Origin of the sequence: Streptomyces griseochromogenes (genome assembly GCF_001542625.1) — a bacterium.
GTDB classification, from domain to species: Bacteria; Actinomycetota; Actinomycetes; order Streptomycetales; family Streptomycetaceae; genus Streptomyces; species Streptomyces griseochromogenes.
Genome location: NZ_CP016279.1, coordinates 2,505,043 through 2,530,995 on the forward strand (window position 1 = coordinate 2,505,043; position 25,953 = coordinate 2,530,995).

Genomic DNA, 25,953 nt, shown 5'->3' on the forward strand with positions numbered 1-25,953 from the left:
GCTCGGTCCCATGACGGCCGGCCGAAGTGGAGACGTCCCGTGAGAACCGCGAGCAGTCACACGGCGCGGCCGGTGGGCACCAGCAATGAGCCCGAGCGGCGCATCGGGACCAGCCTGCGCGAGTTCACGAACTCCTCGGCGTGGTGGCTCGGCGACCGGTACGCGTGGGCGGCGCGGTGGTTCGACACCACCGCAGACCGGAAGGCCTCGGCTTCGCCCACCACGCCGAGGTGACCCGCCTGTCGCCACCGGAGCAGGACCACTGATCGAGCGAGGCTCAGCAGCAGAGGCGGTCGCGCAACGAACTCCGCGGGGCGTTCGCGCCGGCCTCGCCGAGCAGGACCACTGGACCGCTGTTTCCCCGAGCGGCGGCAACGAGAACCAACGGGTGCCCCGACCGACCGATTCGGCGGGCGCCGACAAGCGCCGGCGAAAGGCCACCACGCTCACCATCGAGCGGGTGACCGAGGTGCTCGACGCCGCTGAGCGGCGCACCACCCCAAGCCTCACTGCCCAAAGGCTCACCGCCCCAAGGCGCCGGACAAGCCCCCGTCCCCGTGGTGCGCCGCCGGCTCGCCCGACCGGACACCATTCACATCGGAGTCAGTTGATGATTCTTCAGGGAAAACGGGTTGCCCTGCCCTCGGCGCCCGTCGTGCACAAGCAGTTCGAGGCGCACGTGAAGGCGACCCCCGACGCCGTCGCCGTCGTCTGCGCCGGACAGCGGGTGACGTACGCGGAACTGGACGCGAGGGCGAACCGGTTCGCGCACTTCCTCGCCGCGCGCGGACACGGCCGGGGCGCGAAGGTCGGCGTCTGCCTCGACTACTCGACCGACATGCTCGTCGCCATCCTCGGCACGCTGAAGGCGGGCGCGGCCTACGTACCGCTCGATCCGGCCTACCCGGCGGCGAGACTCCAACTGCTGCTGGGGCAGATCCCCGGCCTCGCCCTGATCGTGGCCTCCCCGGCGACGGCCGGGCTGGTGGAGTCGGCGGCCGCCGAGGTCGTCGATCCGCAGCAGCTCTCCGATCAGCCGGCCGGCCTCCCGACGACCTCTCCTGACGTCTCCGTCACCGGGGACGACGTCTGCTACGCGGTCTTCACGTCCGGGTCGACCGGGACACCGAAGTTGACCGCGGTGCGGCACGAGGGCTGGTTCAACCTGATGAACTGGCTGATGCTCGAGTACGGCCTGGACCGCGGGTCGCACAACCTGGTCGTCAGCGCGTTCGGGTTCGACCTCTCCCAGCGCAGCCTGATGACGCCGCTGTTCTGCGGTGCCACCCAGTACCTCATGGCGAGCCGGAACTTCGACGCACTGATGGCGTACCGCATGCTGACCGACCACGGGATACGCACGGTGCACTGCGCCTCCAGCACGCTGTACCTGCTGGTGGACTGGGAGACCGCACGCGGAGGTGAGGCGCTCACCCGGCTGGACTACGTGCTCTTCGGCGGGGAACCGCTGAAGGTCGAAAGGATCGCGGACTGGGCGCGGCGCGAGGGGAACAGGTGCACCCTGCTGCACCAGTACGGCGTCGCCGAGTGCACGGATGTCGCGACGTCGTACGACCTCGCCGAGTACCGTCCCGGCGAACATGACATCCCGCCGGTGGGCAGGCCGGTCCACAACACGGAGATCCACATCCTCGACGAGGGGATGCGTGGTGTCGGTGAGGAGGAGTACGGCGAGGTCTGCATCTCCGGCAGCAGTGTCGGCGCGGGCTATCTCAACGGCACGGGTCCCGAGTCCGAGAAGTTCACGACGGTCACGGTCGACGGCGAGCCGCGCAGGCTGTACCGCACGGGCGACCGCGGCTACGTGACCCGGGCCGGGGAACTCGTCGTCGTCGGCCGGATGGACGCGCAGGTGAAGGTGCGGGGCATGCGCATCGACCCCACCGACATCGAGCGCGCGCTCGGCAGGCTGGCCGGGGTCCGGGAGGCCGCCGTGGTGATCGGCCACACCGACGCCGGCGAGGTGGAACTGGTCGCGTTCATCGTCCCGTCGGAAGGCGAGCTCGCCGAGAGCGACGTGCGCGCCCGCCTCCTTCGGACGCTGCCGCGGAACATGGTTCCGGCCCGGTGCGTCAACATCCCCCGGCTTCCGTTGAGTCCGCACGGAAAAGTGGACCGCAAGGCGCTGGTCGACGCGTGCCGGAACGAGTTCGCCGTGCGCGGCACGACGGCGTAGCCGCCGGACCTTGATGACAACCGAGAGGACTGTGATGATTGCCGACAAGGTGCGTGCCATTTGGTGCCGCGAACTCCAGCGCGATGACATATCGGTCGACGACGATTTCTTCGCGCTGGGTGGCCAGTCCGTGATCATGGCCAAAATCCAGGGTGCTTTCATCGAAGAGCTGGGCGTCGAAGTCCCGGTGGACCAGATGTTCCTCAACCCGACGGTGGCTTCGATTTCTTCGTATATCGAGTCCATGGGTGCGGTGACCCCCTGACCTCAGGCGTCGTTGGCGCCCTTCCATGGTTGTCCGGCCATGACTGCGTTGGAATCCAAGAACCACTCGGTATAGAGAGGCGCCATGTACGACGTCATTGTCATCGGTGCCCGTTGTGCGGGTTCGCCGACGGCCATGCTTTTCGCGCGACAGGGTTATCGTGTCCTGCTCCTGGAGAAGGCGCGGTTCCCGCAGGACACGCTGTCCTCGCACTACATCCACACGGAGGGCGTGGCGCTGCTCAAACGGTGGGGGCTGCTCGACGCGCTCCGCGACGCGGGCTGCCGGCCGATCGACCACCAGAGCTACGAGGCGCCAGGTGTCCGCATCGACGGCTTCTCCCTGCCGATCGACGGTCAGCGGACGACATATGCGCCGAGGCGGTACGTGCTCGACCCGATCCTCGCGGGCGGTGCCGTGGCGGCCGGCGTGGAGTTCCGGGAGTCCTGCGCGGTCAACGATCTGGTGTTCGAGGGCGACCGGGTCGTCGGGGTGCGGTACACGACGCCCGGCGGCGCCGAGGCGACGGACCGGGCGCGCCTCGTCGTCGGCGCGGACGGCATGCGATCGCTGGTGGCCCGCAAGACCGGCGCGCCGAACGTCATCGAGCACCCGCGGATGACCTGCACCTACTACAGCTACTGGGCCGGGGTTCCCGCGCACTTCGAGCTGTACGAGCGGCAGGGGCGCTGGATCGGTGTCATACCCACCAATGACGACCTCGCGCTGCTCATGGCCTACTTCCCGCAGGACGAGTTCTCCGAGATCCGCAAGGCGGTGGAACCCGCCTACCTCGATGCCTTCCGCACGACGGCGCCCGAGCTGTACGAGCGGATGTCGGCGGGCGAGCGCGTGGAGCAGCTGTACGGCACCGGGCACCAGGAGAACTACTTCCGCAAGGCATTCGGGCCCGGGTGGGCGCTGGTCGGTGACGCGGTGAACCACAAGGACTCCATCACCGCCCGCGGCATCACCGAAGCCTTCGTCCAGGCCCAGTCGCTCACCGGCCACATCGGGGAGCGGTTGCACGACGACGCGGCGCTGGAGGACGCGCTGCGGCGCTACGAGGACGACCTCGACGACGACGCTCTCAGCCACTACCAGGGTGCGCTCAACGTGGCCGAGCTCAAGCCCGAGGGGCGGGCCGAGTTGCTGCGGAAACTGGTCGGTCACCAGGAGCTGATCGACCGGTACTTCTCGACGCTGTCGGGCGCCTGCTCCATCGACGACTTCTACAACACCGAACTCTTGACGCTGCTCGACCAGAGCTGAGTGACGGCTCACTCCCTGGTAGTTCTGCCGATATTGGAGACACAATGATCCCGTTGTCGTTCGCGCAGCGTCGACTGTGGTTCGTGGACCGGTTCGAAGGTCCTTCGCCGGCCTACAACGGCCCTCTCGCCCTGCGGCTGACCGGTGAGCTGAACGTAGGCGCACTTCAGGCGGCGGTCGGCGACCTCATCGACCGGCACGAAGCCCTCCGCACGGTCATCGTCGAGGACGACGACGGCGTCCCGCACCAGCGGGTGCTGCCCTCCGGTCAGAAGCGGTTCGGCCTGCGGGTCGTCGAGGCCGCGACGGAGGAGGAGCGGGCGGCGGCGGTCGACGAGGCGGCCACCGGGACCTTCGACCTGGCCGCCGACGTGCCGATCCGCGCCAGGCTGGTGCGGCGCGGACCGCGCGAGCACACCCTGGTGCTGGTGATGCACCACATCGCCGTGGACGGGGAGTCCTTCGGACCGCTGTGCCGCGATCTCATCACCGCCTACACGGCCCGCCAGGAGGGCAGGGCTCCGGCGTGGGAGCCGCTCCCGGTGCAGTACGCGGACTACACGCTGTGGCAGCGGGACGTACTCGGGGACGAAGCCGATCCGCACAGCCTGGCGGCCAGGCAACTGGAGTACTGGCGGCGGACGTTGGCCGACCTGGCGCAGCCGCTGGCGTTCCCCACCGATCGCCCGCGCCCGAAGACGATGAGCCACCACGGCGACATGGTCCCGTTCTCGATCGACCCCGGCCTGCTCCGGTCCGTGGAGAAGCTCGCCGCGCAGGCGGACACCACGGTCTCGATGGTCATGCAGTCCGCCCTGGCGGTCCTCCTGCACCACCTCGGCTGCGGTGACGACGTGCCCATCGGCGCACCGATCGCGGGTCGCACCGACGAGGAACTGCGCGAGCTCGTCGGGTTCTTCGTCAACACCTGGGTGCTGCGCGTCGACCTCTCCGGGAACCCGACCTTCCGCGAGCTGCTCCAGCGGGTGCGGGAGCGGGCCCTCGCCGCGTACGACAACCAGGACATGCCGTTCGAGCGGCTGGTGGAGCTGCTGAACCCGGACCGGTCCACCGCCTACAACCCCCTCTTCCAGGTGATGCTCGCCTGGCAGCCCCCCATACCGGAACCGGAGTTCCCCGGCCTCGACGTCCAGTCCGAGCGGCTCGAGACCGCAACAGCCAAGTTCGACCTGTTCTTCGACCTGATCCCGCACGGTTCGGGCGGGGCGCGGTGCCGTCTGGAGTACCGCACCGACCTGTTCGACAGGGACACCGTCGAGGGCATCGCGAACCGCTTCGTCCGTGTGCTGGGCCGGCTCGTGGCCGACGCGGAACGCAGGATCGGCGGCATCGACGTACTCGACGCGGCCGAGCGGGGCCGGCTGCTCACCCAGTTCAACGACACCGCCACGGCGGTGCCCGAGCTGACGGTTCCGGAGCTGTTCGAAAGCCAGGTCGCCAGGACGCCGGACGCACCGGCCGTCGTGTGCGACGACCGCACGCTGACCTACCGGGAGCTGGACGAGCGGGCAGACGGCGTCGCTCGGGAGCTGGTGCGCCGGGGTGCCGGGCCGGAGGACCTGGTGGTCCTCGCGCTGCCGCGCACGGAGGACCTGGTGGCCGGGCTGCTCGGCATCCTCAAGTCCGGTGCCGGGTACCTGCCGATGGACCCGCAGTACCTCGCCGGGCGGGCCGAGAGCGTGCTGGCCGAAGCACGCCCGCGCTTCGTGGTCACCGACACCAAGACGTCGCAGGACCTGCCGCCGAACGACATGTCGAGCATCTACCTCGATGACCGCGCGCAGTGGGACGCGCCCGTGAAGACGCCGGACGACGGGGGCCGGATCTCGCCGCCGCGCCCGGACAACCTGGCGTACGTGATGTACACCTCCGGCTCCACGGGCAAGCCCAAGGGCGCGGCGATCACCCACCGCAACGTCGTCAACGGAGTGCGGGAACTGAGTCGCGTCCTGGACGCGCCGCCCGGCTGGCGGATGCTGGCCGGCACCTCGGTGAACTTCGACGTCTCGGTCTTCGAGCTGCTGACCACCCTGTCCACCGGCGGCACCGCCGAGGTGGTGCCGAACGCGCTGGCGCTCGGCGAGCGGGACTCCTGGGACGGCCATGTGATCAGCGCGGTGCCCTCGGTGCTCGGGGAACTGGTCGGCCACCTGGAGAAGACGACGGACGTGCGCACGGTCGTGTTCGCGGGCGATGTCCTTCCGGCCCGGCTGGTGCGGCAGGTGCGCGAGGCCCTGCCCGGCGTGCAGGTGGTGAACTCCTACGGACAGAGCGAGAGCTTCTACGCCACCACGTTCGCCCTTCCGGCGTCCGAGGAGTGGGCGGAGAGCGAGGTCGCGCCGATCGGCACGCCACTGGGCAACATGCGGGCCTACGTGCTCGGCCCGGGACTCGCCCCGGTGCCGCAGGGCGCGGTCGGCGAGCTGTATGTGGTGGGGACCTGCCTCGGCCGCGGCTACCACGGCCGCCCGGGCCTGACCGCTGAGCGCTACGTGGCGAACCCGTTCGGCCCCGCGGGCGAGCGGATGTACCGCACGGGCGACCTGGCGCGCTGGAACGCGCGTGGCCGGCTGGAGTGCCTCGGCCGCGGCGACGGCCAGGTGAAGGTGCGCGGCTTCCGTATCGAGACGGCCGAGGTCGAAGCCGCGCTCACCGCGCACCCCGGGATCAGCGAGGCCGTGGTGATCAGCCGCGACGTGTCCCCGGGCGGGCGGCGGCTCGTCGCGTACGTGGTGCACGCCGGCGAGGGAGCCGTCGGTGACGACGGCGCCGGCGGCATCGGCGATGTGGACGTGCTGGCCGGTGCCTCGGCCGCCGAGCTGCGCACGTTCGTCGCGGCCCGGCTGCCCGACTACATGGTGCCGTCGGCCTTCGTGGCCCTCGACCGGATGCCGCTCGGGCCGACCGGCAAGCTGGACCGCTCGGCACTCCCCGAGCCGGAGTTCGTGGGCGAGGGCTACCGGGAGCCGCGTACCGAAGCCGAGGCGATCATCACCGTCGCGTACGCGGACGTGCTCGGTGTGGAGCGGGTCGGCATCGACGACGACTTCTTCGCGGTGGGCGGGGACAGCCTGCGCTCGATCCAGGTGGTGGCGCGGGCCCGGGCCCGCGGCCTGGACCTCACCACGCGGGAGATCTTCGAGTGCCGCACGGCGGCCCGCCTCGCCGAGGTGGCCTCCGCCCGCCAGGACCGGGCGCCCGCGCTCGCGGAGCTCGAGGGCGGCGGCGTCGGGCCGATGCCGTTGCAGCCGGTGGCGCGGCAGGTGTTCGAGCACGGCGGCGGGATGAACCGCTTCGCCATGTCGATGGTGCTCGAGCTGCCCGCGGGCATCGACGAGCGTGGCCTCGCCGCGACGCTGGACGCCGTGCTCGACCGGCACGACCTGCTGCGCGCGCGGCTGGTGCGCGGTGACGAGTTCTCCCTCGTCGCACAGCCCCAGGGCTCGGTGCGGGCGGCGGACCTGATCCGCCGGGTCGGCTGCGACGGCCGGTGGGACGACCCGTCCTCGCTGGAGGCGGCGAAGGCGGAGCTGGACGACGCTGTCGGGCGGCTCGACCCGGAAGCCGGGACCATGGCGGACTTCGTCTGGTTCGCCCCCGAGGCGGGGACGGGCCGGCTGCTCGTGGTCCTGCACCACCTGGTGGTGGACGGCGTGTCCTGGCGCATCCTCATGTCGGACTTCGCCGAGGCGTGGCAGCAGGTCCGGGCCGGCAGGACGCCCGAGCTGCCCGCCGTCGGCACCTCGGCCCGCCGCTGGGCGTCGGCCCTGGAGGACGAGGCGCTCTCCGCGGAGCGGGAAGCGGAACTGGCGTACTGGCGCGACCTGCTGGAGGTGCCCGACCCCGCACTGGGCACGCGGGTGTTCGACCCGGCGGTGGATGTGATGTCCACGGTCGACACCGTGCGGGTGCAGGTGCCCGCCGACGTCACCGAGGCGGTCCTGACCAGGCTTCCCGCGGCGTTCAAGGGCACCGGGACCGATGTGCTGCTCGCCGCGCTCGCCCTGGCGGTCAACCGGTGGCGCGGTGCGGACCGTTCGGCCCTGGTCCGTCTGGAGGGCCATGGGCGTGAGGAGGACGTCGTCCCCGGGGCCGACCTCTCCCGGACCGTCGGGTGGTTCACCAGCATGTACCCGGTCCGGGTCGACGTGTGCGGGGTGGACCTGGCCGACGTGCTGGCGGGCGGCTCCGCGGCCGGGAAGGCGATCAAGCTGGTCAAGGAGCAGTTGCGCCAGGTCCCGGACAAGGGCGTCGGGTACGGGCTGCTGCGGTATCTGAACCCGGAGACCGCCGCACAGCTCGCCGAGTACCCGGTGCCGCAGATCGGGTTCAACTACCTCGGCCGGATCTCCGACTCCGACGTCCCCGAGCACCTGCGCGCGGACGGATGGGGACCGGCGTCATGGTCCGCCGAGCTGATCGCCATGCCCGATCCGGATCTGCCCGCGCTGTCCGCGCTCGAGGTCGCCTCGGTCGCCACGGACACCGTGGACGGCACCCGGTTGCAGACGGCCTTCATGTTCCCCACCGGGCTGCTGTCCCGCGAGCGGATCTCCGAACTGGCCGAGCTGTGGGTGGAGGTGCTGCACGGCATGGCCGCGCACGCGGCACAGCCCAGGACCGGCGGCCTCACGCCCTCGGACGCCCCACTGGTCTCGGTGCGGCAGGACGAGATCGAGGCCTGGGAGACGCGCTACGGCCGGCTGACCGAGGTGTGGCCGCAGGCACCGGGGCAGTCCGGGATCCAGTTCGAGGCCGCGCTCGCCGACGGCTCCTTCGACGTCTACCACATGCAGTTCGTGCTCCACCTGTCCGGGCACGTGGACCCGGAGCGCATGCGGTCGGCCGGGCAGGCGCTCCTCGACCGCTATCCGAACCTGCGTTCCGCGTTCCTCGCCGCGGCCGGCGGCGACCCGGTGCAGGTCGTGGCGGACCACGTCGCCCTGCCCTGGCGGCACATCGATCTGACCGGTCGCGCCGCGGCCGAGCAGGACGCGGCGCTCGACCAGGCCCTCGCCGACGACCGGGCCGACCGGCTCGACCCCGGCAAGCCGCCGCTGATGCGCCTGGCCCTGCTCACCTGCGGGCCGCGGCAGGCGAAACTCATCATCACGGCGCATCACACCCTGTTCGACGGCTGGTCCTCGCCGTTGGTGATCAAGGATCTGATCCGGCTGTACTCCACGGCCGGCGGGCTCGGCCCGGTCCGCGGCTACGGGGACTATCTGACCTGGCTGTCCACGCGGGACCGGAAGGCGTCGGCCGCCCAGTGGGCCGCCGAGCTCACCGGATTCGACCAGCCGACCCTCGTGGCGCCGAACGCTCCCGTCCAGGAAGCCGCGTCCGCCCTCGGGCGGGTCGAGGTACCGCTGTCGATCGACAAGGGGCGCGAACTCGCCCGGCGCGCCGCGGAACTCGGCGTCACGCTGAACACGCTCCTGCAGGGCGCGTGGGGAATCCTGCTCTCGAAGCTGACCGGGCGGCAGGACGTGGTGTTCGGAGCCGCCGTCAACGGTCGTCCGGCCGAGCTGGCCGGTTCGGACGAGATGGTGGGCCTGTTCATCAACACCCTGCCGACCAGGGCGTCGTGCCGACCGGACCACAGCGTCGCGCAGGTCATCACCGATCTGCAGAACCGGCAGACCGCGCTGCTCGACCACCACTACTACGGGCTCGCCGACATCCAGCGCGACGTCGGGCTGCCCGCCCTGTTCGACACGATCGTCGTGTTCGAGAACTACCCGATCGACCGTGCGGGCATCGTCGACGCGAACACCGCGGCGGGATTCACGATCGACGCCATCCGGCCGTTCGCGGGCTCGCACTACCCGCTCACCCTCAACGCCTCCGACCCCTACCTGCGGACCTCCCTCGACTATCAGAACAACCTCTACGACCGCGAGGCGGCCGAGCTGATCGCCGCCCGGCTCGTCCGGGTCCTCGACCAGGTGCTCGACGACCCGACGGTGCCGGTCGGAGCCGTCGAGGTGCTGTCGCGGGAGGAGTGGGACCGGCTGGTGCGCCGGGTCAACGACACGGCGCGGCCGGTGGCCGCGGATACGCTGCCGGGCGCGTTCGAGGCCCAGGTGGCACGGGACCCCGACCGTGTCGCGTTGATCGGCGAGCGGGAGAGGCTGACGTACGGGGAGTTCGACCGGCGAGCCAATCAGCTGGCGCACTGGCTGGTCGAACAGGGCGCGGGACCCGAGCAGTTGGTCGCGGTGCGCATCCCGCGTTCCGTCGACCTGATGGTGGCGATCTACGCGGTGGTCAAGGCGGGCGCGGCCTATGTGCCGCTGGACACCGAGCTGCCCGAGGACCGGGTGCGGCATGTGCTGGACAGCGCCGAGCCGCTGCTGGTGCTCGACGGGACGCTTCCGGACGTGTCCGCGTACCCGACCACGAACCCCGAGCGGGTGCTGTCGCCGGACAACGCCGCGTACGTCATCTTCACCTCCGGCTCGACCGGCGGCCCGAAGGGCGTGCAGGTGTCGCACCGATCGATCATGAACCGGTTGAAGTGGGGCCTGGCGCACTTCGACGTCGGCACCGAGGACCGGGTGCTGCTGAGCACATCGGCGAGCTTCGACGTGTCGGTGCCGGAGCTGTTCGCGCCGTTGCAGGTGGGCGCCGCCGTGGTGATCGCGCGTCCGGACGGGCGGCGGGATCCGTCCTATCTGGCCGAGCTGATCCGGCGGGAGCGGGTGACCGGCGCGGACTTCGTGCCCTCCCTGCTGGAGGCGTTCGCCGGCGAGCCCGCGGCGAAGCGGTGCGACAGCCTGCGCTGGATCGAGGTCGCGGGTGAGGCGTTCCCGGCGGCGCTGGCGAACAAGGTCGTCGATCTGCTGCCGGACTGCGGTGTGCACAACCTCTACGGGCCCACCGAGGCGGCGGTGGAGGTCACGGCGTGGCAGCACGTGCCGGGGGCGGACCGGGTGCCGATCGGCGCGCCGGTCTGGAACACCCAGGTGTACGTGCTGGACGCGGCGCTGCGCCCGGTCGCGCCGGGAGTGGCGGGCGAGTTGTACCTCGCCGGTGCCGGCCTCGCGCGGGGCTACCTCGGCCGGAGCGCGCTGACCGCGAACCGGTTCGTCGCCTGCCCCTTCGGCCCCGCCGGGGCGCGGATGTACCGCACCGGAGACCTGGTGCGCTGGAACGAGGACGGCCAGGTCGAGTACATCGGCCGCACCGACTTCCAGGTCAAGGTCCGCGGATTCCGCATCGAGCTGAGCGAGGTGGAGTCGGCGCTGACCGCGCACCCGGACGTCGACAACGCGGTGGTCGTGGTACGCGAGGACCGCGCCGACGACCAGCGGCTGGTCGCGTACGTGGTGCCGGGAGGCGGCAGGGCGGATCCGTCCGGGCTGGATCTCGCGGCCCTGACGGATCTGGTCCGTGGGCGTCTGCCGGAGTACATGGTCCCCTCGGCGATCGTGCCGCTCGCCGCGTTCCCCACGACAGCGAGCGGGAAGCTCGACCGCAAGGCGCTCCCCGCCCCTGACCACACCGAAGCCACGGCCGGACGAGGGCCGCGCAACCACCACGAGGAAGTCCTCTGCCGGCTGTTCGCCGAGCTGCTCGGCGTGGAGGAGATCGGCATCGACGTCGACTTCTTCGACCACGGAGGGCATTCGCTGCTGGCCACCCGGCTGATCGGGCGCATACGCAGCGAGTTCGACGCCGACGTGAAGGTCACGACGGTGTTCCGCCATCCGACCGTCGCCCAGCTGGCCGAGCAGATCCAGAAGCTGGCCACGTCGAAACGTCCCCGGCTGCGACAGATGACCGTACAGGAGAACCGTCGATGATCCCGTTGTCCTTTGCCCAGAGCCGGATGTGGATCCTCCACAAGCTGGAAGGCCCGTCCGCGACCTACAACGTGCCGTTCGTGCTGCGCCTGGAAGGGGTACTGGACACGACGGCCCTGGCCACGGCGGTGACGGACGTCACGAACCGGCACGAGAGCCTGCGCACCCTGGTCGTCGAGGACGCGGGCGGCACGGCGTCGCAGCGGATCGTGACTCCTGAGGAGGCGGTCTTCCCCTTCCGTGTGGTCGACGTGGCCGCGGACGCGGTGGACGCGGCGATGCACGAGGTCGCGTGCGAGCCGTTCGACCTGGACACGGAGCTGCCCCTGCGGACGACCGTGCTGCGGATCGCTCCGCAGGAGCACGTCCTGGTGTTCGTGTTCCACCACATAGCCGCGGACGGGGCGTCGGTGGCGCCCTTCGTCAGGGACCTGGTGTCGGCGTACACGGCCCGCCATCGCGGCAGTGCACCGCAGTGGACGCCGCTGCCCGTGCAGTACAAGGACTACACGCTGTGGCAGCGGCAGCTCCTGGGTGACGAAACCGACCCGGAGAGCACCGCGGCGGAGCAGATCGCCTACTGGAAGAAAGAACTGGCCGAGGTGCCGCAGCCGCTGCAGCTCCCGCTGGACAGGCCACGGCCGACGGCGGCCAGCCACCGCGGCGGCGAGGTCCCCTTCGTGCTGGCACCGGAGCTGCTGTCCGGGGTGCAGAAGCTCGCCGCGGACCATGGTGCCACGGCGCCGATGGTGGCTCAGGCTGCGCTGGCGGTGCTGCTGCACAAGCTGGGTGCGGGGGAGGACGTGCCGATCGGCAGTCCGATCGAAGGGCGCGGGGATGAGCAACTCGACGATCTGATCGGGTTCTTCGTCAACACCTGGGTGCTGCGCGCCGATCTGTCGAGGAACCCGTCGTTCGCCGATCTGCTGGAGCAGGTGCGGGACAAGGCCCTCGCCGCGTACGACAACCAGGACATACCGTTCGAGCGGCTGGTGGAGCTGCTCAACCCGGACCGCACCACCGCTTACATGCCGTTGTTCCAGACGGCGCTGGGCTGGCAGTTCGTGTGGGGCGAGATCGAGATGCCGGGCCTGCGGGTCACCCCCATCCCCGTGGGCACCGGCACCGCGAAGTTCGACCTGCTCTTCAACATCGTCCCGAACGCGTCCGGGGGCACGCGCGGCCTGCTGGAGTACGCGACGGATTTGTTCGACCACACCACGGCCGAACGCATCGTCGACCGGTTCGTGCGCATCCTGGAGCAGGTGCTCGAGGACCCGGCGGTGCCGGTCGGCGCCATCGAGGTGCTGTCGGCGCAGGAGCAGGACTGGTTGCTCCGGGGAGCCACTGACACGGCGCTGTCGGTGCCGGAGCGAACCGTCGACGCGCTCTTCTCCGAGCGGGCCGCCGCGACGCCGGACGCGGTGGCGTTGGTGTGCGGGGACGTGACGCTGACGTATCGGGAGGTGGACGAGCGAGCCAACCGGCTGGCTCGGGTGCTGACCGAACGGGGTGTGGAGCCGGAGTCGGTGGTCGCGGTGGTGGTGTCCCGATCGCCGCAGTGGGTGGTCGCGCTCTTGGGAGTGATGAAGGCGGGCGGGGCGTATCTGCCGGTGGATCCGGCCTATCCGGCGGAGCGCGTGGCGTTCATGGTGGCGGATTCCGGCGCGGTGCTGGTGATCGGGGACGCGGTCTCGGCGGGACAGGTGCCGGAGTTGTCCGCGCCCATGATCCGCCTGGACGATCCGGACGTGGTCGCGGCGCTGGCCGGCGCCGACCCGGGCCCCGTGACCGACGCCGACCGGCGCGGTCCGGTGGCGGTGGCCAATACGGCGTACGTCATCTACACCTCGGGTTCGACCGGGACGCCGAAGGGAGTGGCGGTCAGTCACTCGGGGGTGGCCAGCTTGGCCGCGTCGCAGGCGGAGCGGCTCGCGGTGACGCCGGACAGCCGGGTGTTGCAGTTCGCCTCGCCGAGCTTCGACGCCTCGCTGTGGGAGTGGAGCATGGCGCTGCTGACGGGGGCCGCGCTGGTGCTGGCCGGCCCGGACGAGCTGGCCGCGGGTGACCCGCTGATCGAGACGATCGCCGCCCACGGGGTGACGCACGCGACGTTGCCGCCGGTGGTGCTGGCGGCGTTGCCGACGGGGGCGTTGCCGAGTGTGGAGACGCTGGTGGTCGGAGGTTCGGCGTCCTCGCCGGAACTGGTGGCCCAGTGGTCGGCCGGGCGGCGGATGATCAACGGCTACGGCCCGACGGAGATCACCGTGTGCGCCGCCATGAGCACGGCGATGGTGGGTGACGGCCGTACTCCGCCGATCGGCCGGCCGATCGCCAACACCCAGGCGTATGTGCTGGACACGGCGCTGCGCCCGGTCGCGCCCGGGGTCGCCGGTGAGCTCTACATCGCCGGCCCGGGGCTCGCCCGGGGCTACCTCGGGCGGACGGGCCTGACCGCGGACCGGTTCGTCGCCTGCCCCTTCGGCGCGCCGGGCACCCGGATGTACCGCTCCGGGGACCTGGTGCGCTGGAACCAGGACGGCGAGCTCGAGTACCTCGGGCGAACCGACTTCCAGGTCAAGATCCGGGGTTTCCGGATCGAGCTGGGCGAGATCGAGCACGCGCTGACGATGCACCCCGGTGTGGCGCAGGCGGCGGTCGTGGTGAATGAGAACCAGCTGGGCGACAAGCAGCTTGTGGGGTACCTGGTGCCCAAGCCGTACGCCGCCGCGGTGGCTGGTGCCGACGCTCAGGTGGATGAGTGGCGCCACCTCTACGACGACAGTTATGCCGATTCCAGCGATGAGGAGTTGGGCGAGGACTTCCAAGGGTGGAACTCCAGCTACACCGGTGAGCCGATCCCGCGTGAGCAGATGCTGGAGTGGCAGGACGCGGCGGTGGCACAGGTGTTGCGGTTCGAGCCGCGGCGGGTGCTGGAGATCGGTGTGGGTTCCGGTCTGCTTCTGGCGAAGATCGTCGACGAGGTCGAGGAGTACTGGGGCACCGACATCTCGGCCACGGTGGTGGACCGGGTCCGGGCGCAGGCCGCAGAGGCCGGATACGGTGACAGGGTCCGGGTGAGCGCCCAACCGGCCGACGACATGTCCGGGCTGCCTCGCGGCCGGTTCGACACCGTGGTGCTCAACTCGGTGGTGCAGTACTTCCCGAGCGTCGAGTACCTGGACCAGGTGCTGCGCCAGGTGATGGAACTCCTCGTGGCGGGCGGCCGCGTCATCGTCGGTGACGTCCGCAACGCCGCGACACGCACCCTCATGCAGACGGCGGTGCAGCGTACGGCACACCCGCACGCCTCGCACGACGAGTTGCGGACGCTGGTGAAGAGGGAGCTGCTCGCCGAGCGGGAACTGGCCATCGCCCCGGAGTGGTTCACCGAGTGGGCGGGAGACGACTCCGTCGCGGTCGACATCCGGCTGAAGCCCGGGCAGGCGCACAACGAGCTGACCCGGCACCGCTATGAGGTCGTCCTGTACAAGCGACCGGCTGACGTACTCGACCTGGCCGGTGTGCCGTCGGTGCCGTGGGGCCGGGAAGTGCACGACCTTGCCGATCTCGGCCGTTGTGCGGACCGGGCGGGCGGTCCGGTGCGGGTGACCGGGATACCCAACGCGCGTCTGGCCGAGGAGGCCGCACTGACGGTCGCGACGGGTCTCCTCGACCCGGCGCCCCGCTCCGGTGAACCGGTCGATCCGCAGGAACTGCTCCAGTGGGCACGCAAGGACGATCGGGACGTGGTTCTCACCTGGTCGGGGGAGGACACGCGGTGCTTCGACGCGGTGCTGCTGCCCGAGCGGCGGACCGGGCAGCCACATGTCTCGGGCTCGTTCGTTCCGAGCGGTGCGGGCGGGCGGGTCCGGGCGAACAACCCCGCGCTGGCCAGGTCGATCGGTCCGTTGCTCATCGAGCTGCCCGAGTACCTGCGTGAGCGTCTGCCGGACTACATGGTCCCTCCCGCGCTCGTGCCGCTTTCGGAGCTGCCGCTGACTCCGAACGGGAAACTGAACCACCGGGCGCTGCCCGCGCCGGACTACGGGCAGGCAGCGACCGGTCGGGCACCGCGCAATCAGGTCGAGGAGACCCTCAGCGCGCTGTTCGCCGAAGTGCTCGGCGTGGACAACGTCGGCATCGACAACGACTTCTTCGCCACCGGCGGGGACAGCATTCGCTCCATCCAGATCGTCGCGCGGGCCAGGGCGCGTGGCATCGAGGTGAGCACGCGGGAGATCTTCGAGCACCGTACGGTCGCCCGGCTCGCGGACCTGGTCGAAGGACGCGAGGAAGAACGCCTCACCCTGGCCGAGCTACCGGGTGGCGGCGTGGGATGGGCTCCGCTGATGCCGACGGCGAAGCACGTGCTCGCGCTCGGTGGCGGCCTTGGCCGGCTCTGCATGTCCATGATGTTGACCCTGCCCGAAGGCATCGACCGCGCCGGACTGGTGGCGACGGTGCAGACCGTTCTCGACCGGCACGACGTGCTGCGTTCCCGACTCGACCGGACGCGGCAGGGCCTGTCGATCGAGCCGGCCGGCAGCGTGGACGCCGGCGCGCTGCTGCGGGAAGTGCGCTACGGCGACGCCGACGCGCACGCCGAGCTGGACGCGGCCGCGGACCGGCTGGACCCGGACGCGGGCGTCATGGCGCAGTTCGTGTGGTTCACCTCGGACACGGACACGGACGCGGACCGGTTGCTGATCGTGCTGCACCACCTGGTCGTCGACGGGGTGTCGTGGCGGCTCCTCCTGCCCGACCTGGTCTCGGCCTGGAAGCAGGTCCGGGACGGCCGCACCCCGGAACCGGCAGGGCCGGGCACCTCGTTGCGCCGGTGGGCGCATGCCCTGGCCGACGAGGCGGCCCGTCCCGAGCGGGTGGCGGAGCTGCCCGTGTGGCGGCAGATCCTGCGTGGGGACGAGCCGGTACTCGGAGCACGGGAGCTGGACCCGGCGCGCGATGTCGCCGCCACCGTGGAAACGGTGCGCGTCCACGTGCCGGCGGATGTCACCGAGACCGTGCTGACCAAGGTGCCCGCGGTCTTCCGGGGCGGTGTCGACGACGGGCTGCTGGCGGCGCTGGCACTGGCGCTGACCCGCTGGCGTCGGACTCGGGGCGTTCCCGCTTCGTCGGCTCTGGTCCGGCTGGAAGGGCACGGCCGGGAAGAGGAGGCGGTGCCCGGCGCGGATCTGTCGCGCACGATCGGTTGGTTCACCACGATGTATCCGGTGCGCCTTGACCTGGCCGGCGTCGACGTGGCGGACGCCTTCGCCGGCGGTCCGGCCGCCGGCCGGGCGATCAAGACGGTCAAGGAGCAGTTGCGGGCGGTTCCGGGCGACGGTATCGGCTTCGGCCTGCTGCGCCACCTCAACCCGGAGACCGCCGCCGCGCTGTCCGCGGACCGGGAACCGCAGATCGGGTTCAACTACCTCGGCCGGACGTCCGGCACGGATGTCCCCGAGGAGCTGCGTGGCCAGGGCTGGGCACCGGACACCACACAGCGGGACCTGATCGCCGCGCCGGACGCGGACATGCCGGTGATGTCGGCGCTGGAGATCAACGCGGTGGCCACGAACACCGGCGCCGGTGACGAGCTGACCGCCTACTTCGGCTTCCCGACCGGTCTGCTCTCCCACGAGGAGGTGACCGAGCTGGCCGACCTCTGGGTCCAGGCACTGACCGCCCTGGCCCGGCACGCCGCGACACCCGACGCCGGCGGAATGACCCCGACGGACGCGCCCCTGGTCGACGTGAGCCAGCGGGAGATCGACACCTGGGAGGCTCGGTTCGGCCACCTGGCCGAGGTGTGGCCGGTGACCTCGGCGCAGTCCGGGATCCTCTTCCATTCGATGCTGGCCGGATCCTCGTTCGACGCCTACCACGTGCAACTGGTGTTCCACATCTCCGGTGACGTCGACCCCGAGCGGATGAGCCGGGCCGGGCAGATGCTGCTCGAGCGCCACACCAGCCTCCGTGCGGCGTTCGTCGACGGGGCCGACGGCGATCTCGTGCAGGTGGTGCCGGCGGCGGGGGTGACCCTGCCGTGGCGGTACCTCGACCTGACCGGGTACGGCGAGGCGGAGCGGACCGAGACGTTCGAGCGCTTCCTCGCCCAGGACCAGGCCGCCCACTTCGACGTGGGCACCCCACCGCTGATCCGGCTGGCACTCGTCGCCCTCGAGCCCGGCCGGGCCGAACTCGTGATGACCGTCCATCACTCGCTGGCCGACGGCTGGTCCTCGCCCTTGCTGCTGCAGGACCTGCTGCTGCTCTACGCATCCCACGGCGACGCGGCCGGTCTGCCCGGCACGCGGAGCTACGGTGAGTTCCTGGCCTGGCGCGCACGGCAGGACCAGGACGAGGCGGCACGGGCGTGGGCGGCCGAGCTCGACGGGGTCGATGAACCGACCCTGCTCGCTCCGGGAGCCACGGGCGGCGACGGACTCGACCAGGTCGAGGTCGCCCTCCCGCTGGACCTGTCCGGCGAACTCAACCGGTGTGCCTCCGTGTTGGGCGTCACCATCAACACCTTGGTCCAGGGCGCCTGGGCGCTGCTGCTCGGTCAGCTCACCGGCCGCCAGGACCTGGTGTTCGGCGCCACCGTCTCCGGTCGTCCGCCCGCCGTGACGGACGTCGAGACGATGGTCGGGATGTTCATCAACACCCTGCCCGTACGCGTGGAGTACGCGCCCGGCGACACCCTCGCCGAGGTCCTCACCCGGCTGCAGAGCCGGCAGGCCGGCCTGGTGGAGCACCACTACTACGGGCTCACGGAGATCCAGCAGTCCGTCGGCCTGCAGAACCTCTTCGACACGCTGGTCGTCTTCGAGTCGTACCCGGTCGACCGGGACGGCCTCAGCTCCGCCACCGACGCCGCGGACGGGATCGCCATCACCGGTCTGCGCCCGTCCAACGGCACCCACTACCCACTGGCTCTGATGGCGGCGGTCGACACGCACCTCCAGTTCCTCCTCCAGTACACGCCCGGTGTCTTCGACCGGGACACGGTGGAGGCGTACGCGGCCCGATTCGTGCGCATCCTGGAACAGCTGGCGGCCACCCCCGAACTGAAGACCGCGCAGCTCGATGTCCTGGAGCCGGCCGAACGCGACCGACTCCTCGTCGAGTTCAACGACACGGCCGTCCCGACTCCGGACGTCTCGGTCAACGCGCTCGTCGAGGCACAGGCGGCGCGGACCCCGGACGAGGTCGCCGTGGTCGCCGAGGGCGAGTCGCTCACGTACCGCGAGGTGAATGCCCGGGCCGACCGCCTGGCGTGCGAACTGGCCGCCCGCGGGGTGGGCCCGGAGTCGATGGTCGCGGTGTCGCTGCCGCGGTCGGCGGACCTGGTGGTCGCCCTGCTCGCGGTTTTGAAGGCGGGCGGCACGCATCTGCCGGTCGATCCCAGGTACCCCAGCCACCGCCTCGCGGCCATCTTCGAGGAGGCGCGGCCGCACCTCGTGCTGACGGACCAGGCGACGGTCGGCGTGCTGCCGGAGCACGACGCCCCGGATGTCCTCCTCGGCTCACTCGACCTGTCCGGAGACGTCACCGGTCTCGAAATCCCGTCCCACGCGGATCAGTTGGCGTACGTGATGTACACCTCCGGCTCCACGGGCAAGCCCAAGGGCGTCGCCATCACCCACGGATGCGTGGTCAACGCCGTGCTGCGGCTCGCCCCCATCGTCGGCATGGAGCCGGGCAAGCGGCTCCTCGCGGCCGCGTCGGTCAACTTCGACATCTCGGTGTTCGAGATCTTCACGACCCTCGCCACCGGCGGCGTGGTCGACGTGGTCCAGGACGTGCTGGTCCTGGGCGACCGGAAGGGCTGGAGCGGCAGCGTCATCCACACCGTGCCGTCCGCCTTCGCCGAACTCGTCGACGACATCGCCGACCGCACCAGCGTGGAAACGCTCGTCTTCGCCGGCGAGGCCCTGCCCTCGTCGCTCGTCGAGAAGACGCGGGATGCCTTCCCGGGCGTACGGATCGTCAACGCCTACGGGCAGACCGAGTCGTTCTACGCCACCACCTTCACCGTCGACGGTGAGAGGCCGGTCTCGGCGGGCAGCGCGCCCGCCGGCGCCCCGCTGGGCAACAATCGGGCCTACGTCCTCGGCCCCGGCCTGACTCCGGTGCCGCCGGGCGCGGTCGGCGAGATATACATCGGCGGGAACGTGGCCCGCGGCTACCACGGCCGCGCCGCGCTGACCGCCGAGCGCTTCGTCCCCGACCCGTTCGGCCCGACCGGTGCGCGCATGTACCGCACCGGTGACCTGGGCCGTTTCAATGGCGAGGGCCAGCTGGAGTACGTGGGCCGCGGGGACGCGCAGGTCAAGGTGCGCGGCTTCCGCGTCGAGCCCGCCGAGGTCGAGGCCGCGCTCAGCGCGCACCCCGGCGTCGCGCAGACCGCCGTCATCGCCCGCGACGGCCGCAGCACCGGCAAGCAACTGGTCGCGTATGTCGTGCCCGCCGTCACCGGCGACAGTACGACGACCGGTGACCCTCGTGGCCCGGAGACGAAGGAGCTGCACGACTTCGTCGCGGAGCGGCTGCCGGACTTCATGGTGCCGTCCGCCTTCGTGGTCCTCGACCGGCTGCCGCTCGCGACGAACGGCAAGCTGGACCGGGCCGCGCTGCCCGAGCCGGAGTACACCGGCGCCGCCTACCGGGCGCCCCGCACCGCCCGTGAGGAGTCCCTGGCCGCGCTGTTCGCCGAGGTGCTCGGCGTGGACCGGGTCGGCATCGACGACGGTTTCTTCGAGCTCGGCGGGCACTCCCTGCTCGCCACCCGGCTGATCAGCCGGGCCCGCGCCGAGATGGGGATAGAGATACCCATCCGCAAGATCTTCGACCTGCCGACGGTGGCCGCGCTCGCCGCGTGGTCGGAGGAATCGGCTGCTCCCCGTCGCCCCGGCCTGCGCAAGATGTTCGTAGAGGAGTAGAAGCAATGATTCCGCTGTCATTCGCACAACGCCGTATGTGGATTCTGCACCAGATGGAGGGCGGGTCGGAGAACTGGAACATGCCGGCGGCCTTCCGGCTGACCGGTGCCCTGGACCAGGCCGCCCTCACCGCGGCGATCCGCGACGTGGTCGACCGGCACGAGACCCTGCGCACCGTCTACGAGACGAACGACGACGGTGAGCTGTACCAGCGGATCCTCCCGACAGCGGAGGCCACGCCTGAGGTGCCGGTCATCGAGGTGGCGCCCGGGGACGTGTCCGGCACGATCGAGGAGGCCTTCGGGTACCGGTTCGACCTGGCGGCCGAACCCCCGCTGCAGGTACGCCTGTTCCGCTGCTCACCCCAGGAGCACGTCCTGGTCCTGGTCATCCACCACATCGCCACGGACGGCAGCTCGGTCGCGCCCCTGGTGCGGGACCTGGCCGCGGCCTACACCGCCCGCCGGGACGGCCGGGCGCCGGCGTGGGAGCCGTTGCCCGTGCAGTACAAGGACTACACGATGTGGCAGCGTGAGCTGCTCGGCGACGTGGCGGACCCGGACAGTCTCGCCGCGGCGCAGGTCGCGTACTGGCGCAAGGAACTGGCCGGGGTGCCGCAGCCGCTGAACCTGCCGCTGGACCGCCCGCGGCCCGTCCAGGCGAGCGGGCGCGGCTCCACGGTCGGCCTCATGGTGGAGCCGGAGGTGGCGAGCGGGCTGCAGAAGCTGGCCGACGAGCGCGGGGCGACCATGTCGATGGTCCTGCACGCCGCACTGGCGGTGCTGCTGCGCAAGCTCGGCGGCGGGGACGACGTGACGATCGGCAGCTCGATCGCCGGGCGGACCGAGGAGGCGCTGGCCGATCTGGTCGGGTTCTTCGTCAACACCCAGGTGCTGCGGGTGGACCTCTGCGGTGACCCGTCGTTCACCGATCTTCTCGCCCAGGTGCGACACAAGTCGCTGGCGGCCTACGAGCACCAGGACGTGCCGTTCGACATGCTGGTCGAGGCGATCAACCCCGAACGCTCCGCGGCCTACCAGCCGCTGTTCCAGGTGATGCTCGGCCTGCAGAACTACGAGAGGCCGGAACTCGAACTCGCCGGACTCACGTTGGAGGTCGAGCAGACCATCCCCTCGACCTCCAAGGTCGACCTGTTCTTCAACATGATCGTGGACGACTCGGGGGCGCTGCGGGGCGACATCTCCTACGCGACGGACGTGTTCGACCGGGAGACGGTCGAAGCCTTCGGGGCTCGGTTCGTGCGTGTCCTGGAGCAACTGGTCGGCGATCCGGGTATGTGCGTCGGGGATGTCGACGTGCTGAGCCCGGGGGAGCGGCAGCGGCTGGTGGTGGAGGTGAACGACACCGCCGAGCCGACCCTGGAGCTGGTGGAGGCGGTGCGCAGGCAGGTGAGGGCGACACCGGAGGCTCTCGCCGTCATCGGCGAGGAGGAGTCACTCACCTACCAGGAGCTGGAAGCGCGGTCGAACAGGCTGGCGCACTGGCTGGCCGACCTCGGTGTGCGGGCGGAGTCGCGGGTCGCCGTGTGCCTGCCCCGGACCGTGAACCTGGTGGTGGCGCTGCTTGCGGTGATCAAGGCCGGTGGAGCCTACGTTCCGATCGATCCGGAACACCCGCGTTCCCGGATCGACTACATCCTCGAGCACGCGGATCCGCTGCTGGTGCTCGACGCCGAGGCGCTGGCCGGTGTGGATTGGCCGGCGTATCCGGATGCGGCACCGGAGGTGGTCGTCCGGCCGGAGAACGCCCAGTACGTGATCTACACGTCGGGGTCGACGGGCAAGCCGAAGGGCGTGGCGATCCCGCGCGGCGCGGTGGCGAACTACCTGGCCACGACACAGCGGCGGTTCCCGCTGTCGTCCGCGGACCGGATGCTGTTCAGCACGACGGTGGCCTTCGACATGGCGAACACCGAGCTGTACCTCCCGTTCACCGCCGGCGCGACCATGGTGATGGCGGGCAAGGACACCGTCACCGACCCGTCGGCCGTGCTGGAGTTGATACGCCGCCACGGGGTCACCGCGGTGCAGGCCACGCCCGCCTTCTGGCAGATGCTGTTGATGCACGACCCGAACGCCGCGAAGGGTCTGCGGATCATCATCGGCGCGGAGGCCGTGCCGGTACGCCTGGCCGAGACCTTGGCGAAGCAGGCCGCCGAAGTGTTCAACATGTACGGCCCGACCGAGACGGTGACGTGGTGCACCGAGGCGCGCGTGGAGGTGGGGCAGGGTGCGCCGATCGGGAGGCCGGTCGGGAACACCCAGGTGTACGTGCTCGACTCGCGGCTGAGCCCGGTTTCGCGCGGGGTACCGGGCGAACTGTACATCGCCGGTGCCGGGATGGCCCGCGGGTACCAGGGTCGGCCGGAGCTGACCGCGGAGCGGTTCGTGGCGTGCCCGTTCGGTCCGGCCGGCGCGCGGATGTACCGCACCGGGGACCTCGTGCGCTGGGACGGGAACGGTCAGCTGGAGTACCTCGAGCGCACGGACTTCCAGGTGAAGATCCGGGGTTTCCGGATCGAGCTCGGGGAGATCGAGCACGTGCTGACCGGGCATCCCGGCGTGGCCCAGGCGGCGGCCGTGGTGCGGGAGAACCAGGACGGAGACAAGCGCATCGTGGGTTACGTGATACCTGAGCCCGATGCCTCGCAGGCCGACGGCGGTGTCCAGGCGCTGCTCGCCGAGCTGCCCGCCTACCTGCGGGGGCGTCTGCCGGACTACATGATGCCCTCCACGCTGATCCCGCTCTCGGAGGTCCCGCTGACCCCGAACGGGAAGCTCGACCGCGGAGCACTGCCGTCCGAGGACATCAACGCCGCGGTCAGTCGAGAGCCGCGCAACTCCCACGAAGAGAGGATGTGCGCCCTCTTCGGCGAGCTGCTCGGCATCGAGCGGGTCGGTATCGACGACGACTTCTTCGAGCTGGGCGGGCACTCGCTCCTGGCCACCCGGCTCAGCGCTCGCATCCGCGGCGAGTTCGACATCGAGATGCCCCTCAGGACGATCATCAAGTACCCCACGGCGGGCGAGTTGGCCGCGCTGTTGCTCGTCACCACTCCCGCGGAGTCCTCCGACCCGCTCGCGGTCGTGCTGCCGTTGAACAGCGATCCCGGTACGGGCAAGCCGCCGCTGTGGTTCTTCCACGGAGGAGGCGGCCTCGGCTGGACGTACTTCAGCTTCGCGTCGTACGTGCCGGACTGGCCCGCCTATGCCCTGCAGGCCCGTGGCTCCGACGGCGTGGACAAGCTGGCGGGGTCGGTGAAGGAGATGGTCGAGGACTACGTCACCGAGATGCTGAAGATCCAGCCGGAAGGGCCCTTCCACCTGATCGGCTGGTCCTACGGCGGCACGGTCGTGCAGGCCGTCGCGGAGGCGCTCGACCGGCGTGGGCACGAGATCGCCTTCGTGGCCATCCTGGACTCCCAGCCGGGTGGGCACGGGTTCACGGAGATCCATGCCGGCAAGGCCCTGCCGGACTACCGGTCCGAACTCGAGGAATTCTTCGGCCAGTACATCGGTACCGACAACCGGCAAGACTTCCTGGACGCCATGGCGAAGGTCCTGGCCAACAACCACACCCTCATGATGGATTTCGAATCGCCGGTCTACCGGGGCGATGTGCTGTTCTTCAGCGCGACCCTTCAGGAACGTTCGTACGCGCATCTGTGGCGGCCCTACGTCCTCGGTTCCATCGAGGTGCACGACGTGCGTGCCACGCACCACGAAATGAACATGCCCGCGGCCGTGGCCGAGGTCATGGAGGTCATCAAGCGCAAGCTGGCGGAGCTGACGGAATGACCGGACAGCGATCTCCCGGAATCGGTTCAAAGAACCATCGAATGGATGATTGGGGTTGGTCGTGGTGAAGGAACCCGGGATGTCCGCGGAAAACGGCGATCAGGTCACGCTGTTGTGCGTGCCGTTCGCCGGAGCAGGGCCTTCGTTCTTCTACCCGTGGCGGGAGTTGGCCGGCGACCGGTGGCGCGTGGTCTCGGTCGAGCTTCCCGGCAGGGAGAAGCGGCTCCTGGAGACGCCGTACCGGAATGTCGTCGAAGCGGCGAAGAACTCGGTCGACGACATTGTCGCGGAACTCGGCGCGGGGGCGCGGACCGTGCTGTTCGGGCACAGCCTGGGCGCGGTGCTCGCGTACGAGCTGGTGCACCTGCTGAGCACGCGTAACGTGCCCGTCGAGCGGCTGGTCGTCAGTGGTTCGCCGGGGCCGTGGACACAGCGAGAGAGGCGGGCGACGGGACTCCCGGACGAGGAGTTCCTCGCCCGGGTCGAGGAGTTCGCGGGGTTCCGGCACGAGGCCCTGGATCACCCCGAGATGCGTGAACTGATTCTCCCCGTGCTGCAGGCCGACTGCGAGATGCACGAGAACTACGTTCCGAGCACCGACGAACCGGTGTCGGTGCCGATCTGTTCGCTGCGGGGCGACTCCGACGGCCTGGTCACCGCGGAAGAGGCGCGGCAGTGGCGGGACGCGACTACGTCGAGTGAATTCAGTTATGTGGAGTTCCCGGGCGATCACATGTACCTGGTCGATCGCGGCCGGGAGGTGCTGGACGTGATAGAGGCGGAATCCGCCCGCAGTCGCTAGAAATCCTCGAAGACGCGCATCAGGTCTTGGCGTGATGCGAGACCGGGGCCCGAGGCCGCCCAAGGCCCGCACTCTAGTGGTGCGGGCCTCCGCCGGCGGCCCGAAAAACAGTCTCGACCAGCTCACCGCGCTGGTGAAGACGCGGCTGAAGCGGATGCGGTACCGCCCCTGCCTCCACGCCCGGGCAGGCAGGAATTCCCATCGGACGCGCCGCCGGCTCGGCCCGACAGGATGAGCCAGTCACGTACGCTGGCTGGGAATTCGTGTCCTGTCGGCGGGACATGAATGCATGCGCAAGGTCCGCATGTGCCTGCCCGTCATTCGGGACCGGTAGATGAAGCGCGAATACAAACTCCGTCACGCGCCCTCGCGAAAGATCGCAGGTAGCGCCCCGCGAAGACACCTCGAACGCGTAGAGAAACGGAGTCGCGCACCGGAAATCCTTGGTTGAACGGTGTCGGACGCGGTGGCATGCTCCTCAATGCGCCTGAAGGCCAGTCGATTTCCTGAACGGAAGGCAATCGTGATCACGCACATCGCTCTTTTCAAGCTCAAGGACGGCATCGAGCGCTCCTCTCCGTCCGTGGTCGAAGCCGAGAAGTTCGCCAGGGCAGTCGGCAGCCATGTTCCGGAACTCGTCGACTGGCGGGTGGGTTGGAATATGGTCGACCGGGACATTTCCTATGACTTCGCCGTGATCGGGGTGCTGCCAGATCTCGCCGCGCTGGAGAAATATCAGGCGAACGCGTTCCACCAGGAGTCCGTGCAGAAGTGGCGAGAGATATCCGACTGGGTCGTCGCCGACCTGGAAGACAGCTGAAG

Annotated in this window: 9 protein-coding genes; all 9 read left to right on the top strand. The window is 70.3% G+C overall.

The window, feature by feature from the left end; translation table 11 throughout:
- Positions 1-39: 39 nt before the first annotated feature.
- The 9 genes from AVL59_RS52050 to AVL59_RS10845 all read left to right on the top strand — a co-directional run bounded on the left by AVL59_RS52050 (position 40) and on the right by AVL59_RS10845 (position 25,951).
- Positions 40-234, top strand: a complete 195-nt coding sequence (locus AVL59_RS52050; protein WP_159399891.1) for a hypothetical protein — start codon at positions 40-42, stop codon at positions 232-234.
- 376 nt (positions 235-610) lie between these two features.
- Positions 611-2,197 carry an amino acid adenylation domain-containing protein gene (locus AVL59_RS10810; protein ID WP_067302095.1) on the top strand — a complete coding sequence of 529 codons (1,587 nt, stop codon included), beginning with the start codon at positions 611-613 and terminating at the stop codon, positions 2,195-2,197.
- Between the two features lie 34 nt (positions 2,198-2,231).
- Positions 2,232-2,462, top strand: coding sequence for a phosphopantetheine-binding protein (locus AVL59_RS10815; protein ID WP_067302098.1), 231 nt, complete (start codon positions 2,232-2,234; stop codon positions 2,460-2,462).
- Between the two features lie 84 nt (positions 2,463-2,546).
- The gene (locus AVL59_RS10820) at positions 2,547-3,734 is read left to right on the top strand and encodes an NAD(P)/FAD-dependent oxidoreductase (RefSeq protein ID WP_067302101.1); all 1,188 of its coding nucleotides are present in this window, start codon (positions 2,547-2,549) and stop codon (positions 3,732-3,734) included.
- A 44-nt stretch (positions 3,735-3,778) separates the two neighbouring features.
- Positions 3,779-11,563 (top strand): non-ribosomal peptide synthetase, encoded by a 7,785-nt coding sequence (locus AVL59_RS10825; protein ID WP_067302103.1) that lies wholly within the window; start codon positions 3,779-3,781, stop codon positions 11,561-11,563.
- Positions 11,560-20,511: a non-ribosomal peptide synthetase gene (locus AVL59_RS10830; RefSeq protein ID WP_079146632.1), complete on the top strand. Its 8,952-nt coding sequence runs from the start codon at positions 11,560-11,562 to the stop codon at positions 20,509-20,511. Before AVL59_RS10825 ends, AVL59_RS10830 begins: the two co-directional genes overlap by 4 nt.
- 5 nt (positions 20,512-20,516) lie before the next feature.
- On the top strand, positions 20,517-24,329 hold the full coding sequence (locus AVL59_RS10835) for a non-ribosomal peptide synthetase (RefSeq protein WP_067302108.1): 3,813 nt from the start codon (positions 20,517-20,519) through the stop codon (positions 24,327-24,329).
- Between the two features lie 79 nt (positions 24,330-24,408).
- Entirely contained in the window at positions 24,409-25,131 is a 723-nt protein-coding gene (locus tag AVL59_RS10840; protein WP_067302110.1) for a thioesterase II family protein, read from the top strand.
- Between the two features lie 523 nt (positions 25,132-25,654).
- Positions 25,655-25,951 carry a Dabb family protein gene (locus AVL59_RS10845; RefSeq protein ID WP_067302113.1) on the top strand — a complete coding sequence of 99 codons (297 nt, stop codon included), beginning with the start codon at positions 25,655-25,657 and terminating at the stop codon, positions 25,949-25,951.
- Positions 25,952-25,953 lie beyond the last annotated feature (2 nt).